The sequence below is a fragment of the Porcibacter vitabionis genome (assembly GCF_046263795.1).
GTDB lineage: Bacteria > Bacillota > Clostridia > Lachnospirales > Lachnospiraceae > Lachnocurva.
Genome location: NZ_JBJYZD010000018.1, coordinates 12,842 through 27,734, shown reverse-complemented (window position 1 = coordinate 27,734; position 14,893 = coordinate 12,842). Strand labels below are relative to the sequence as shown.

11 protein-coding genes are annotated in these 14,893 nt (G+C 51.5%); 8 read left to right on the top strand and 3 right to left on the bottom strand.

Annotated features, from left to right (window positions below; genetic code table 11):
* Positions 1-59 precede the first annotated feature (59 nt).
* From ACKX2L_RS11030 to ACKX2L_RS10995, 8 genes are all read left to right on the top strand, one after another.
* Positions 60-998: a DUF4430 domain-containing protein gene (locus ACKX2L_RS11030; RefSeq protein ID WP_497551822.1), complete on the top strand. Its 939-nt coding sequence runs from the start codon at positions 60-62 to the stop codon at positions 996-998.
* A 134-nt stretch (positions 999-1,132) separates the two neighbouring features.
* Positions 1,133-2,170 (top strand): energy-coupling factor transporter transmembrane component T, encoded by a 1,038-nt coding sequence (locus ACKX2L_RS11025; protein WP_497551823.1) that lies wholly within the window; start codon positions 1,133-1,135, stop codon positions 2,168-2,170.
* Positions 2,167-3,981: an ATP-binding cassette domain-containing protein gene (locus ACKX2L_RS11020; protein WP_497553306.1), complete on the top strand. Its 1,815-nt coding sequence runs from the start codon at positions 2,167-2,169 to the stop codon at positions 3,979-3,981. The genes ACKX2L_RS11025 and ACKX2L_RS11020 overlap by 4 nt, the downstream gene beginning before the upstream one ends.
* Positions 3,978-4,856, top strand: coding sequence for an ECF transporter S component (locus ACKX2L_RS11015; RefSeq protein ID WP_497553305.1), 879 nt, complete (start codon positions 3,978-3,980; stop codon positions 4,854-4,856). The genes ACKX2L_RS11020 and ACKX2L_RS11015 overlap by 4 nt, the downstream gene beginning before the upstream one ends.
* 92 nt (positions 4,857-4,948) lie before the next feature.
* Positions 4,949-6,625 carry an outer membrane protein assembly factor BamB family protein gene (locus ACKX2L_RS11010; RefSeq protein ID WP_497553304.1) on the top strand — a complete coding sequence of 559 codons (1,677 nt, stop codon included), beginning with the start codon at positions 4,949-4,951 and terminating at the stop codon, positions 6,623-6,625.
* Positions 6,622-7,320, top strand: coding sequence for a vitamin B12 dependent-methionine synthase activation domain-containing protein (locus tag ACKX2L_RS11005; protein WP_497553303.1), 699 nt, complete (start codon positions 6,622-6,624; stop codon positions 7,318-7,320). The genes ACKX2L_RS11010 and ACKX2L_RS11005 overlap by 4 nt, the downstream gene beginning before the upstream one ends.
* Positions 7,321-7,389: 69 nt before the next feature.
* Positions 7,390-9,918 carry a homocysteine S-methyltransferase family protein gene (locus ACKX2L_RS11000; RefSeq protein ID WP_497553302.1) on the top strand — a complete coding sequence of 843 codons (2,529 nt, stop codon included), beginning with the start codon at positions 7,390-7,392 and terminating at the stop codon, positions 9,916-9,918.
* Between the two features lie 12 nt (positions 9,919-9,930).
* Positions 9,931-11,763 carry a bifunctional homocysteine S-methyltransferase/methylenetetrahydrofolate reductase gene (locus tag ACKX2L_RS10995; protein WP_497553301.1) on the top strand — a complete coding sequence of 611 codons (1,833 nt, stop codon included), beginning with the start codon at positions 9,931-9,933 and terminating at the stop codon, positions 11,761-11,763.
* Positions 11,764-11,857: 94 nt separating this feature from the next.
* On the opposite strand, the gene ACKX2L_RS10990 is transcribed toward ACKX2L_RS10995, so the two are convergent.
* The 3 genes from ACKX2L_RS10990 to ACKX2L_RS10980 form a co-directional block, all read right to left on the bottom strand.
* Entirely contained in the window at positions 11,858-12,418 is a 561-nt protein-coding gene (locus tag ACKX2L_RS10990; protein ID WP_497553300.1) for a transcription repressor NadR, read from the bottom strand.
* Positions 12,419-12,499: 81 nt separating this feature from the next.
* Complete coding sequence (nadC, locus tag ACKX2L_RS10985) at positions 12,500-13,354, bottom strand: carboxylating nicotinate-nucleotide diphosphorylase (RefSeq protein WP_497551831.1); 855 nt, start codon at positions 13,352-13,354, stop codon at positions 12,500-12,502.
* A 22-nt stretch (positions 13,355-13,376) separates the two neighbouring features.
* Positions 13,377-14,756 (bottom strand): L-aspartate oxidase, encoded by a 1,380-nt coding sequence (locus ACKX2L_RS10980; protein WP_497553299.1) that lies wholly within the window; start codon positions 14,754-14,756, stop codon positions 13,377-13,379.
* Positions 14,757-14,893: the final 137 nt, after the last annotated feature.

Sequence of the window (14,893 nt, the reverse complement as noted above, 5' to 3'; positions counted from 1 at the left end):
TTTCTCGGACTTGCATGAGAAATATAGACCACCCCTTCAATCATAGAAAAGGACAGCAATTGTTGGATCATTGGAAAAAGCAACTACAATTCATCTTACATAAAATCCCCTTTCGTCCCCTGATCATCATTCTCGTTCTTGCCGTATGCCTTGGATTTGGCATATCCAATATGAAGATCGAGCCGAAAAGTCAGGGAGAGAAAAACCAAAATCAGGTTGAGATCCTGAAAGGGCAAAATGACACGACTGGAAAAGACAAGAATACTGACAAAAATTCCAAAGGTATAACATCTGGTAAAGATAATAATAAAAACAAAGAAAATAAAGACAATAAAGACAATAAAGAGTCCTCTAACTCTGCAAATTCTTTGACCGAGTCCTCTAACTCTACAAATTCTGTGGCCGAGTCTTCTAACTCCACAAAATCTTTGACCGAATCCTCTGCCTCAAAAGGCTCCTCAAAAAGTGCCTCAATCTCTGTCCCTTCCGCTTCTTCTCCTACCCCTTCCGCTGCTTCTGCCGCCTCCCTAGGTTCTGACTCAAGTGTCTCCCCTCAAGCCCCAGGCAGTGCCAAACAAAGCGGATCCTCTGCCGAGACAAATGACTCTTCTCCTCAGGTCCCTGCCAGTTATCAGGTCAGTCTGGAGATCCAGTGTCGGTCCGTCAGCGGTGATAATTCACCAGTAACCGATCCGACTGCTCTGGAACGAATCCATGCCCTGAACCAGGGGGAGATTTTGAATGCCAATGTCACACTGTCTTCCGGCGAAAGCGTCTATACGGCCCTGGTCAAGGCCACGCAGGCAGCCAATATCGAAATGGGAGCCCGCGACACCCAATACGGGGTCTATATTTATGAAATTAACTATCTCCGGGAAAAGATGGCAGGCCCAGGCTCCGGCTGGATGTATAGTGTAAACGGGAAAATACCGAACAAGGGCTGCGGAGCTTACTATCCATCCGCCGGCGACCGGATCGTTTTCTTTTATGTGACCTGATGATAGCGGGGTATCCTATTCTGTGATAGGATTTTTTTATCTCCAATTTCATAAAATAAAAACGGGTGACAAAAGTACCTTTTGCAACTCATTGATGATCATTCGTAGTCTCCCACGCTGACAAGGGGATTTCTATGTCGACTTTGGAAAATTCTGCAAAAACAATAATTTCAAACCGGGATATCCACCCTCTCTCCCTCTTTTTCTTCTATCTCTTTGTCATTCTCTGCCCCATGTTCTCCCTCCACCCCCTTCTTCTATCCCTCTCCTTCGTCATGGGCGCAATCTATGTAAGGGTCCTCTTCGACCGGCAGACTCTGATGAAAAGTCTCCTTTCCTTCCCGCCTTTCGCCCTTCTTCTGGTCCTGATCAATGGCCTGACCAGCCACTATGGTGAAAGCATTCTTTTTTATATCAATGGAAACCGTATCACTCTGGAAGCCCTGCTTCGCGGCTTTTTCATGGCCCTGGCTCTCTGGGCCGTCCTGCTCTGGTGTCTGAACTTTCAAAAAGTTCTAAGCCGGGATAAATTGATCTGGCTTTTTTCTGCCTGGGCCCCTCGCCTGGGCTTAACCATCTCTATGGTCCTCCACTATCTGCCCAATCTACGAAGACGTTTCCAGGAGGTCCATGATGCAGAGCTTGCCATGGGCCACGAAGGTCATAGCCGGATGCAGAAGATCCGCCAGTCCTCGATCGAATTCTCGACAGTTCTAAGCTGGTCTCTGGAAAGTGCCATCGAAACCGGTGATTCCATGGATGCCCGGGGCTATGCCCTCCACCATAAGACAAGCTATAACCGCTTTCACTGGAATTCAAGATCCCTTTGCTTTCTGATCCTGACCCTGATCCTCGGCCCTCTTTCTCTGACGGGCACCATCCGCCTTCGCAGTGCGATCCGTTTCTACCCCACCTTCGCCTTATCCAAAGCCGGCCCCGGCATGGTTTTCACGGCCTTGGTCTATTTTTGCCTGACTGCCCTGCCCCTGCTTACGAGCCAGATGCCTCTTAGAGCCCAGACTGCCCTGCCCCTGCTCTCGAACTCCAGACAGGAGAAAGGGCCGGTCGATCCGGGCCTGCTTTCCAATCTTACCCGGGCAGACAGCCAGTCCACCCCTTCCCACAGATCGGATCGGATCCGACGGAAACCGCAGAAAGGAGGCCATCAATGAGTCTTCTGGAAATCAAAAACCTGACCTTCACCTACCCTGACCGTGACCAGCCGGCTCTTCGAAATATAGACCTCTCCTTTGATTCCGGCGAGTTCGTCCTTCTGACCGGACCATCCGGATGTGGGAAAACCACCCTCCTTCGTCAGATGAAAAAAGCGCTGATTCCTTATGGAAGAAGCGAGGGTTCGGTGACCTTTCATGGCGTTCCAATCAGCCGGTTAAGGGATCGGGAGGCAGCCGGTCAGATCGGATATGTCTTCCAGGATCCCGAAAATCAGATCGTAACCGACCGGGTCTGGCACGAGCTGGCTTTCGGCTTGGAGAATCTCGGTTTCCCAAAGGATGCTATGGATCGAAGGATCGCGGAAGTATCCAACTATTTCGGGATTGCCTCCTGGATGGAACGCGAAACTTCGGATCTGTCCGGCGGGGAAAAGCAGATCCTGAATCTGGCCTCGGTTTTGGCTATGGAGCCAAAGGTCCTCCTTCTGGACGAGCCTACCAGCCAGCTGGACCCCATTGCATCGGCCCGTCTCTATGATATGCTCCATCATATTCATGCAGAACTCGGTCTGACCATCCTTTTGTCCGAACACAGGATCGAGAGTCTCTATGCGATGGCGGATCAGGTGGTGCGAATGGAAGATGGAAGGATCCTTGCCCAGGGCCGGCCGGAAGAATTAGCAAGGTCCTGCAGGGAGGATTCTCTTGACTTTCCGTCCGCCACACGGATCTGGGCGGGGGTAAAAAATACCGGGTCATCTACGATGCCGCCCCTGTCCACCCGTCAGGGACGTGCCTTTCTCCGTGCACTCGCTCCCGAAGAAAGGCGAACTGCCGGAAGCGACAATAATAATGATCCAAATGTTCCAAATGTTCCAAATGTTCCAGATATTCCGGATGTTCCATCGAGAGAAATGGGTCCTGCTGAATCTTTTCCGGCGGAACGAAAGCAAGCGGTAGAAAAGCAGCAACTGACTTCCAAGCGGGCAAAGCTGGATCGGCCCGTCCTCCAGGCACGGGGCCTCTATTTCTCATACCCGAATTCACCTGTCGAACTTCTCCGCGGCTCTTCCCTGTCCCTTTCGTCCGGGCAGATCTATGCCATCGTCGGCGGTAACGGCTCCGGCAAGACTACCCTGCTCCGGCTCCTGTCCGGCCTGCTTCCGCCAAGCCAGGGGAAGTACTTCTGCTTCGATAAGAGAATTCGGTCGATTCGAGATATCAAGAGAGGTTCGAAAGGCCTGGTCCTGCTTCCGCAGGATCCAAAGGCTCTTTTCCACGGAATTACGGTAGAAGAAGAGCTGCGAGAGATGCTTCCAGTACCGGGGAGCGAAGAAGAGGCGGATCGATACCAAAAGAAGATCCAGGCCCTTCTTTCTTCTCTGGGACTTTTCGAACACTCAGAGGCCCATCCCTATGATCTGTCCGGCGGAGAGGCCGAGCGGCTGGCGCTGGGAAAACTCCTTCTTCTGGATCCCCGCCTCCTTCTTCTGGACGAACCCACCAAGGGCCTGGATCCCTGGAATAAGAAAATGCTGGGCCGGCTTCTTCGAGATCAGGCTTCCAAGGGAAAAAGTATCCTTCTGGTGACTCACGATCTCTCCTTTGCCGCGCATTACGCCGATTGCGTCTCCCTGCTCTTCGACGGACGGCTGACACCATCAGAAAAGCCCCGTGACTTTTTCCTCCGAAACCACTTTTATACCACAGCCCCGGCCCGCATGAGTGCCGACTGTCCCTTCCAGGGCATCACCGTCGAAGAAGTAGTCGAAAACATCAAAGCTCGGCGGAAAGGATGGACTCCATGATCTTACGAAATATAGACCATAGCGCTTATCTCTGTATCAGCCTCCTGGTCCTGGCCGTAAGCGTCCTTCCCTTCATTATTCACCTGGAAGGCCGGAGGATCCGGGCCCGCGAAGTAGCCATGCTGTCACTCCTGTCCGCAATGACCGTCCTTGGGGACCTCCTTTCTCAGACGGTGCTGCCCATTCAGATGGGAACCGCCATGGTCATTCTCTCCGGTATCGCCTTTGGTCCGGAAACCGGCTTCCTGGTTGGCTCTCTCAGCCGTTTCCTGGTGAATTTCTTCCTGGGGCAAGGAATCTGGACCCCCTGGCAGATGTTTGCCTGGGGACTTTTGGGCTTTCTTGCCGGGCTCTCCTTCAACAAGGTTTCTCCCAGCCTGAAAGACCCTTATGACCGCTGGAAAGCAAAAAACCAAAGGAACACCCGGTCTTTCCGCCTTCTGACGGGGCCCATGCTAAGCCTTTTTTCTTGTGAGCTTTTGGGCTACATTTCTTATCTGATCCTGCCCTTGGGAGATCATACTTTCTGGGGCTGGCGGGTCTATGCCTTCGGATTTCTCGGCCTTCTTCTCGGATTACTCTTCCAGCACAAGCGGCTGCCTGCGGATTCTGTCACCCTGACAGCCTTTTCCTTTGTAACCGTTCTCATCCTTTACGGAGGCATTATGAACCTGTCGACCGTATTGACGGCGAATACCCTGTCAGAACTCACGCCACGGGAGTTTTGGGACAGTGCCCGGGCTTACTATCTTGCCGGTCTGTCTTATGACTTGTGGCATGCCTTCCGAACTGCATTGATTGTCTTTCTCCTCGGAAATCGCGTGCTTTCACGACTGGAACGCGTTAAAATCAAATATGGCTTTTATCGAATTTAACTACTTCCGGTGCGAAAGAAAATAGAGTAAATTGGAAGCCAAAGGAAAAAGAAAAAAGATGATCAACACAAAACTGGAAAGGAAACTTGAAAATGAATCTTAGAATCGACCCAAGAACGGACTGGAAAAAGAAAACAGGAAGGGCAAGGCCAACTTTCACTACCCTGCTCCTGACTGCCCTTCTGGCAGTCAGCTTGTGCCTTGGAAATGCAGGACTTGCGAAGGCAGAAAGTCTTTCTTATCCCCGCGAACCTGAAAAGACTGAAGTAAAATGGCAGCAGACGATCAATTCAGATCCTTCATCCTATACAAACAATCCCAGCCAGGTTGTGGAACTCAATGGATTCCTCTATATTGTTGGGGGCGAATCCCTCTATAAAATAGATCCCAAGGATGGTAAGATCATTTTCAAAAAAGATCATGTAGCAAATGGTTACAATGTCTTTCTGACTTCGAACGGAAAGGATACGATTTTTGTTCAGGATAGTGGCTACGATTCCAGTGGGAATCAATACTGTAATCCTGTTCGTGCATATCAAACATCGGATCTTTCACTAAAATGGACCAGTGACATAAATAAATCCACTTCCTATTGCAACTCGCCATTAACTTATGCAGACAACTGTCTCTATGGGAACAACGTTAAAACCTTCTTTGCTCTTGACGCCAATAGTGGTAAAACTCTTTGGAGCGTTCAACCAAGTTCCGATATCAAGAATTCTGCTCCTCTGGTAATCGGCAATACCGTCATTTTCGGCGACAACTCCGGTACTCTCTATTCTTATAAAACAGATGGAACAAAGCTTGACACATTGAGCATCGACGCAAATCAAGCCATCTACTCTTCCTTCACCTATGATGATGGCAAACTCTATTACATCACCCATAATCCAAATGCCGGATGGGGTAATAGTGCCAGTCCTGAACTCCACCAGACTATGATCAATTCTACCACCGGTGTCTTTTCCAAAGATCGATCTGTTACGCTCAATGTCACTGATTCCACAACCACTCCCCTGGTAAAAAATGGAAAAATCTACGTTGGAGGATCCTATGGAAGCGATGGCATCGTAGCTTTGTATGATACAGATCTGAATCCTCTGGGATCCAAAACGATCTCCGGCATGGGAAAGACCTTTAATATCCAGGCCTTCGATGATCCCGATGATCCGGACAATACCCTCCTCTACAGTGCTGTCTTCGGTTCTTCGAACCCTTCTGACTATAGCGTCAAGGATCCAGGCACAGCGATCAGCCTGACCGAGAAGAATGGAAAACTTTCTAATCCGATAACCTATAGTTCTCTGACCGTATCTAAGGCTCCAAACTTCTCCGACGCCCAGATCACCCTGGGTTCCGATGGCACCCTCTACTACTCCAATGATTCCGGTGTCCTCCTCGCCCTCAAAGCCAAGGAAAGCCCTGCTTCTGCCAGCCAATCTGATCAGGAAAACGAAAATGCAAATGAAAAGCCGAAGACTTCTTCTATGAACGGCCAGGTGACAGATCCTAAGTCCGTATCTTCGACTGGAAACTCCGCTTCCGCTAACTCAACAGCCGGCCTATCAACGGCAGATTCCAAAGCCAACTCCCCTGCAGCCAAATCCCCTGCGACCGGAGAGACTCCTTCCTTCCCGCTTCTTTCGCTTGTCCTCTTCGGTCTGGCTGCCGCTGTGTTCGCGGCTAACGGCGCCAAAGGGTCCGAAAAGAAGAACGAAATAAAGGACGAAATGAAGGACGGAAAGAAGAACATGAGGAGATCCCTATGATCCCGATCGTAGATGACCGCATCCGATCCGTCCGGCTGACCAGGGAAGACCGAAGCGAAGTGCTCCGCTATCTCGGCTACCGGGGGCAGACGATCGGACCGGAATTAGATGCACTCTTTTCCGAAGCGATCAATAAAGTCAACCGGGCAGTCGATCCGCGTCTCATCTACTGCCGCTATCAAAGAAAAGCGGATGAGAGTCTCCCGGATGATCTATATTTCCTCACCGGGCGAGATATCACAGAGCATCTCAAAGGCTGTCAGGAGATCCTTCTCATTGCAGCCACGCTCGGATCCGGTCTGGATCGGGCCATCCATGTGGAGGAAGTTCGGGATACAACGAGTGCCCTCATTATGGATTCCGCCGGTTCGACTCTGATTGAAGCTGTCTTGGACAGTTACGAAGCAATGCTTCGGAGGGACCTTAGAAAGCAGGGGCTCTACCTCACCAGCCGTTTCTCTCCGGGCTACGGAGACCTGCCCCTGGCCAGTCAGAATCCTTTCGGGCAGGCGCTGGAGGTCCACCGGATCGGTCTCACCATGACCGCGGAACACATTATGGTGCCAAGGAAATCGGTGACTGCCGTTCTCGGCATCGCCAACCGGCCGCTTCATGAGAAGAAGAAAAGCTGCGCCAGCTGCAATCTGAATGCCAGCTGCCGCTTCCGTAAAGCCGGCGTCTTTTGCGGCGAATGAATAAAGGAAGTGCCTTTTTGAGAAGCCGGCATTCCATAAAAAACTGAAAAAGGCAAAAGAGAGATTGTTTTGGAAGAAGGACAGAATAAAAAGATGAAAAAGATCACTCTGCTGGACGGTGGCATGGGAACCATGCTGCAGGCCCGGGGACTTGCCCCGGGAGAACATCCGGAAGTTTTTGGTTTTAACCATCCGGATATCATAAGAACGGTTCATATGAGCTATATCGATGCCGGCTCCCGGATCATTTATGCCAATACCTTCGGCGCGAATCCGCGGAAACTGGCCGGCCAGCCGATCGACACCAGGACGGCCATTACGAATGCCATTCATTCTGCCCGGCAGGCTGCCGACACCGGAGCCGAACGCTATGGAGAGAAGGTTTCTGTTGCCCTGGACCTCGGTCCCATCGGAGAACTCCTGGAACCCTTAGGTACCGTCACTTTCGAGGATGCCTACGAAGCGTATAAAGAATCCGTTCTGGCCGGGAAAGAAGCCGGCGCAGACCTCATTCTATTCGAGACCTTTACGGATCTCTTAGATGCCAAAGCCGCTGTCCTGGCTGCGAAGGAGAATTCCGACCTTCCGGTCTGGATCACCATGACCTTCGAAGCATCCGGCCGGACCTTCACAGGAACAGCCCTCGGCGCTTTCGCTATGACCATGGAGGGCCTAGGCGTTGATGCACTTGGCATCAACTGTTCTCTCGGTCCTTCCGAGATCCTGCCCCTGGCCCGGGAACTCTCGGAATGGACCAGTCTTCCTCTGATCATCAAGCCTAATGCCGGTCTGCCTGATCCGGAAACCGGTGAATACCTCCTTTCGGCGGAAAATTTTGCAGAAGAAATGAAGGCCTATCTGGACCTTCCCCTGATTGCCATGGGTGGCTGCTGCGGAAGTAATCCCGACTTCATTCGAAGTCTTTGTCAGATGCTGGACCGGGAAGGGGTGAAAAGAGTCTGCTGGGACGACCACCGTCCGGAGGAATTCTTACGGTCCAAACCCATTCGTCGAGGCATCTGCTCTTCTACCGACATCTGTGAATTCGGCGGCGTCCGTGTGATCGGCGAGCGGCTCAATCCTACAGGTAAGAAGAAATTCCAGGAAGCCCTGCTTCGTCACGATATGGACTATATTTGTAAAATCGCCCTGGCAGAAGAGGATGCCGGAGCAGACATTCTGGATGTCAATGTCGGTGTCCCCGGCGGAGACGAAAAGGCTCTCATGGTCGAAGTCGTAAAGGCTCTCCAGGGCGTGATCTCTCTCCCCCTCCAGATCGATTCCGGCGATGCCGATGTCGTTGCCGCTGCCCTCCGCGTCTATGCCGGCCGGCCCCTGGTGAATTCGATCACGGCCGATAACGAACGGCTGGACCGCTTCCTGCCCGTTTTGAAAAAATACGGAGCCGCCACCGTCGGCCTCTGCCTGGATGAAGACGGCATTCCGCAGACGGCGGAAGGGCGATTCCAAAAAGCCCAATACATCCTGGATCGCTGCATGAGTTTCGGCATCCCGAAGGAAGACCTCTTGATCGACTGCCTGACTCTGACCGTTTCGGCCCAGCAGGACCAGGCCCGGGAGACCTTGGCTGCCCTCCGTATGGTTCACGAAAAGCTCGGACTCCATGCCTGTCTCGGTGTCAGCAATATCAGCTTCGGCCTGCCGGCCAGAAGTCATATCACAGAAAATTTCCTGATACAGGCCATGCAGTGCGGTCTGGATTTTGCGATCATTAATCCAAACACCCTGGCGCTCATGGATGCGGTCTCTGCTTTCAAGGTCCTGTCCGGTGAAGACAAGAACTGCGAAGCCTATATCGAGCGCTTTGCCAACCGGATTGAGCCGGCTGCGACAAGTCCGGGGCAAAACGGAAGCGGAAATTCTCCTGCAGGCGCATCTTCCGGGTCAGGAGCCGGCAAAACTTCTGCTGCCAGTCAGGCTGGCGGAGCCTCCACAGTTTCCGGCCCATCCTCCGAAATGACCGTGGAACAGGCGGTTTTAAAGGGCCTGAAACAGGAGACCCGGACCCTGTCCGAAGCTCTGTTAGCAGACCACAGCGAAGAAGATGTGATTAACAATTATCTGATCCCCGCCCTGGACAAGGTAGGCGACCTCTATGAGAAGCAGGTCATCTTCCTGCCCCAGCTCATTTCTTCGGCAAACGCCGCTACAGCTGCCTTCGACATGATTAAGGAAAGGATCCAGGCTCAGGGCAGCGGCGATGTCTCGAACGGCACGATCGTGATCTGCACGGTCAAGGGCGATATCCATGACATCGGAAAGAACATTGTAAAAGTTATTCTGGAGAACTACGGCTATCGTCTGATCGACCTGGGCCGGGATGTACCTGTCGAAAATGTCGTAAAAGCAGCCAAAGAATCCGGCGCCGGCCTGGTCGGCCTGTCTGCCCTCATGACGACGACCCTTCCGGCTATGGAGGAAACCATCCACGCCGTCCACGCGTCCTGCCCAGGCGTCAAAGTCTTCGTCGGCGGGGCTGTTCTGACACCGGAATATGCCCGGAAAATGGGTGCTGACTATTATGCAGCCGATGCCAGAGAATCCGTAGAAGTTGCGAAGAAGGTCTTCGGGAAATAAGGAGGAGACAAATTGACCGACATCCGAGACTACTTAAAGCAGAAGATCCTGGTTTTCGATGGTGCCTTTGGCACCTATTATCAGGAAGAGCTTGCCATGAATAGGCCCTGCGAGATGGGAAATATAGACCGGCCCGATCTCGTGAAGAAGATCCACAAGGACTATCTCTTCGCAGGTGCCCGGGCCATAAAGACCAACACCTTTGCCGCTTATTCTTTGAATTTGAAGGGAAAGGATGAAGCAGAATTCGTTATACAAAAGGGCCTTTCTCTGGCCAGACAAGCCATCTTCGAATGGAGAAAAGAGTCCGGTCATATATCAGAAGACGTAGATCCGGTCTACATTTTCGCCGATCTCGGTCCTGCTCCCGGGGACGGACCGAAGCAGAAGGCTTCTCAATATATCGAAGCCGTGGACACATTTTTAAAGGCCGGGATTTCATGTTTTCTCTTCGAGACACAGAGAGACAGCGAGGGCATCTTAGAGGCAGTTCAGTATATCCGAAAAGAAAACAGGGATGCCTTCATTGCCGTAACATATGGTGTGCTGCCCGATGGCTATTCAACCGAGGGCCAGTTCTATATGCGCCTGATCCAGGAAACTCTGGCCAGTGGCCTGGTTGACCTGTCCGGCCTGAACTGCATCTCCAATCCGGGATCCATGTTCCGGCTCCTGGAGAAGCTCCCTGCCTCGATCCGGCCCCGCCTGCTTGCCATGCCAAATGCCGGTTATCCGGTGGTCCGGGGATTCCGATCTTTCTTCGATGGAAATCCGGACTATTTTCAGACATCCATGCAGTCGATCCTGGATCTTGGCCTAAGGGCGGTCGGCGGCTGCTGTGGCACAAGTCCGGCCTATATTCAAAAGCTTTCTGCGATCTGCCAGGGGCGGAAACTGAAAGAAGTGGACTACAAGAGCCCAGGAGGCAGCTGGACGATCCCTTCGATTCCCGGCACAATCAAGAATCCCCCCTCTTCCAATAACCGCCTGCTTACAAAACTTCAAAGGGGCGATAAAGTAATTGCCGTAGAATTGGATCCCCCGAAAAATGCTGACCTCTCCAGCTTCATGGAAGGAGCCCGGGCCTTAAAGGCTGCCGGCGTGGACACCCTGACCATTGCCGACTGTCCCATTGCCCAGGCCCGGATGGATTCGACGCTTCTTGCCTGCAAGGTCAAGCGGGAACTCGATCTGGATGTGATCCCCCACATGACCTGCCGGGACCGGAATATCAATGCTACCAAGGCTCTACTTCTCGGCGGCCACGCCGAAGGCATTCGAAATGTTCTGATCATCACGGGAGATCCCATTCCCACTGCGGAACGGGATGAAGTTAAGACGGTCTATCAGTTTAACTCCCGGAAACTGATGGCCTTTATCGATTCTTTGAATCAGGAGGTCTTCGCCGGCGACCAATTCGGCATTTTCGGGGCATTGAATGTCAACGCCCGGAATTTCACTGTAGAATTGGGACGTGCCAGAGAGAAGATGAATCAGGGCTGTATCGGTTTCCTGACCCAGCCGGTTCTGACGGAGGAGGCCATGGAAAATCTCCGTCTGGCCCGCCGGGAACTTCCGGATGCCTATCTCCTCGCCGGTCTGATTCCGGTAATCAGCGAACGGAATGGGCGTTTTATGGATCAGGAGATCAACGGGATCTCGGTTCCCGAAGACATGATTCGATCCTACCACGGTCTGGACCGCGCAGAAGGAGAAGCCTTGGGACAAAAGTATGTGAATTCTATCTATGCCCGGATTCAGGATCTGGTCGATGGGGTTTACCTCATGACTCCCTTCCACAGATATCAGCTCATGACTCGGATCGTAAAGGATCTGAGAGGTTGAAAACCGTGAAAAACAGCCAGCCCCTGATATGTGTCCGGGATTCCGGGTACCTGTCAAGGGCTGACTTCTTTTTCATAGTAAATGCTTGTCTGTTTTAATTCTGCTTGGGCTTGGACCAGAAATCAACCGGCTCATAATCCTGTAACTTAGCCAGGAAACCTCGATCCGCCAGTTCCTTCTGAATGATATCCAGGATCTCTTCGCTGTCTGCCGTAACGGTATGATAATGATATCCGGCAGTGATATTGGAAAGCGGGGAACTCTTGCCTCCGGAGATCTCTTCCTCATAGCGCTTCACATCCAGGCGGGAACGGATATGCATGGGCGCCCGGATAATGCCATAAACCCTGTGATAGACAAAGACATCTTCGATCCTGCCTCCGCAGTCAACGATCAGATTCATCTCTTCCGAAGCTTCTTCCGGCATATGGTGAACCTTAAAAACACGGCTCTTCTGTGCCTTCACCTGATGGTCCAGGACATAACCCCTTGCAGCCGAGAGGATCGGACTTCCCTCTGCCCGAAGCAGGGCGATGTCCTGTACGATCACCTGCCTGCTTACTGCAAACTTTCTGGCAAGCGCACTTCCGGAAACCTGCCTGTCGCTCTCCTGTAAAATTTTAAGAATTGCCTCCCGGCGCTCTGTTCCCGTCAATTTCCTTTCACCTGCCCTTATTTACTCTGTTATCACAATCATCTGATTCGATACGAAACAGAAATATCCGAATGATGTTCTTCAGATCGCGTGAAGATGCTTCATAGAAATATCCAGAATCGGAGCCGAATGGGTCAAGGCTCCACTCGATATATAATTTACACCAAGATCCGTGAGACTTGCAATCTTTTCACATGTGACATTGCCGGAAACCTCGACCTCTGCCCTCTTATCAATGATCTTCATGGCCTCTGCCATCAGGTCATGACTCATATTATCCAGCATGATGATATCGGCGCCGGCTTCTACTGCTTCCCGAACCTGATCCAGATTTTCTACCTCGATTTCAATTTTTCTTACAAAGGGTGCATAGGCACGCGCCATCTCTACTGCCTGCTTCACACCGCCGGCTGCTCCGATATGATTGTCCTTCAAAAGGACTCCATCGGACAGATTATACCGGTGGTTATGACCATTGCCAATTCGAACCGCATATTTTTCAAAGATCCGATTGTTTGGCGTAGTCTTTCTGGTATCCAGAAGCCAGATATCCGTTCCTTCCAGAAGTGCAGCCGCCTGATGCGTATAAGTTGCTATTCCGCTCATGCGCTGCAGATAATTCAGTGCTGTCCGCTCCCCGGACAGGAGGACCCGGATATCGCCTTCAATGCAGGCGATCTTCTCTCCGTTTTCTACTTCATCGCCATCCTTTGCAAAAAAAGTCACTTTGGTCTCGGGATCCAGAATCGTAAAAACTCTTTCAAAGACGGGAAGTCCGCAGATGATCCCATCCTCTTTTGCTATCAGATCTACCGTTCCGGTCTTTCTATACGGCATGACACAATTTGTGCTGACATCCTCACTCGTAATATCCTCACGAAGGGCGCTTTCAATCAGAGGATCCACCTGCAATTTCATCGTAATCGGGTCTAACATTTTTCTCTCCTTATTTCCTTTCTTATACCGCCGCCTCGCCGCTTTCTTCCCGGAAGTCTTCCCGGTAAGCAATCCGGGCAGAAGACGGGCCTCCCAGAGCCTCGATCTCATTCCGGATCATAGCAGCATAATGTCTCTCCAGAGAAATCGGATCCTTGTATTCCGACAGATCCGGCGTGGCCAGGACGCTATTTTCTTTTTCATAAGTTTTTTCCATGTCACGTGCCGCCCTGCCTGCAAAGACCAGAGCCTCCAAAAGAGAATTGGATGCCAGCCTGTTTTTCCCGTGAACTCCGTTGCAGGCACATTCCCCGATGGCATAAAGATGCGGCATATCGGTTCTGGATTCATGATTTACCTTCACACCACCCATGAAATAATGCTGGGCCGGAACGACCGGTATACATTCCTTCGTCACGTCATAACCATTGTCCGCACAGTGCTGAATAATATTCGGGAAATGTCGAACCAGCTCGTCATGTGGAATGGTTCTAAGATCTTCCCAGACAAATTTGCTTCCATCCTTTTTCATCTGCTTTAAAATCTCCTGCGTCAGAAGATCTCTTGGCAGAAGCTCATTCGTAAAGCGCTGCATATCCTTGCCATAGAGCTTGGCACCCTCTCCACGTACCGATTCCGAGATCAAAAAGCTCCGCTCTTCCTCACGTTCTGTGTAAAAGGTCGTCGGATGGACTTGAATATAATTGACATGTTCCGTCGCAATCCCGTGTTTTAATGCAATCGCAACAGCATCACCGGTCAACTGGCGGAAATTGGTCGAATGACTGTAGAGACCGCCGACTCCTCCGGTTGCCAAGATGGTATAATCGGCCTCGATCACATCCAGTTTCCCGTCCGGAAGACGCACGACGGCACCACGGCATGTTTCCTTTCGCCCTACATTTCCCCGGGCCTGCCCCCGGTTCGCATCCGTCACGATATCCACCATCGTTGTATATTCCATCATCGTCACATTGGGAAGACGCTTGACCGCCTCCATCAGATGGCTGGTGATCTCTTTTCCCGTGATGTCCTCGTGAAAAAGGATCCGCTTATGGCTGTGGGCCCCTTCCCGTGTGAAGGCCAGGGCGCCATGGTCATCTCTTGCAAAGCGGACCCCGAATCCTATCAGGTCGCGAATCACGTCCTGGGAAGATCGGATCATAATATCGACCGAGACCGGGTCATTTTCATTATGACCTGCCTTCATGGTGTCCTCGAAATAGGATTCATAATCGGATTCATCCCGCAGCATGCAGATTCCACCTTGTGCCAGATAGGAATCGCTGCTTTCGAAGTCCGCCTTCGTAATGATAAGCACCTGCCTGTTTTTCGGAAGCTGCAAGGCGAAATATAAGGCTGCGCAGCCACTGCCGACGATCAATATATCCGTTTTCTTCATTTTTTCTTCTTTCCGCGGTCTCAGCCGCTTCTTTCGTCCATGATTTTTACTGATCAAGAACAATACCTTTACCGGCAATTTTACTGTTCATGAACAATGCCTTTACCCGCAATCTTACTGTTCATGAACAATATCTT

Bases quoted from the DNA above. Each gene is read 5' to 3' on its own strand.
- ACKX2L_RS11025 (WP_497551823.1), top strand. From the start codon at position 1,133: ATGTCGACTTTGGAAAATTCTGCAAAAACAATAATTTCAAACCGGGAT.
- ACKX2L_RS11020 (WP_497553306.1), top strand. From the start codon at position 2,167: ATGAGTCTTCTGGAAATCAAAAACCTGACCTTCACCTACCCTGACCGT.
- ACKX2L_RS11015 (WP_497553305.1), top strand. From the start codon at position 3,978: ATGATCTTACGAAATATAGACCATAGCGCTTATCTCTGTATCAGCCTC.
- ACKX2L_RS11010 (WP_497553304.1), top strand. From the start codon at position 4,949: ATGAATCTTAGAATCGACCCAAGAACGGACTGGAAAAAGAAAACAGGA.
- ACKX2L_RS11005 (WP_497553303.1), top strand. From the start codon at position 6,622: ATGATCCCGATCGTAGATGACCGCATCCGATCCGTCCGGCTGACCAGG.
- nadC (WP_497551831.1), bottom strand. From the start codon at position 13,354: ATGTTAGACCCGATTACGATGAAATTGCAGGTGGATCCTCTGATTGAA.
- ACKX2L_RS10980 (WP_497553299.1), bottom strand. From the start codon at position 14,756: ATGAAGAAAACGGATATATTGATCGTCGGCAGTGGCTGCGCAGCCTTA.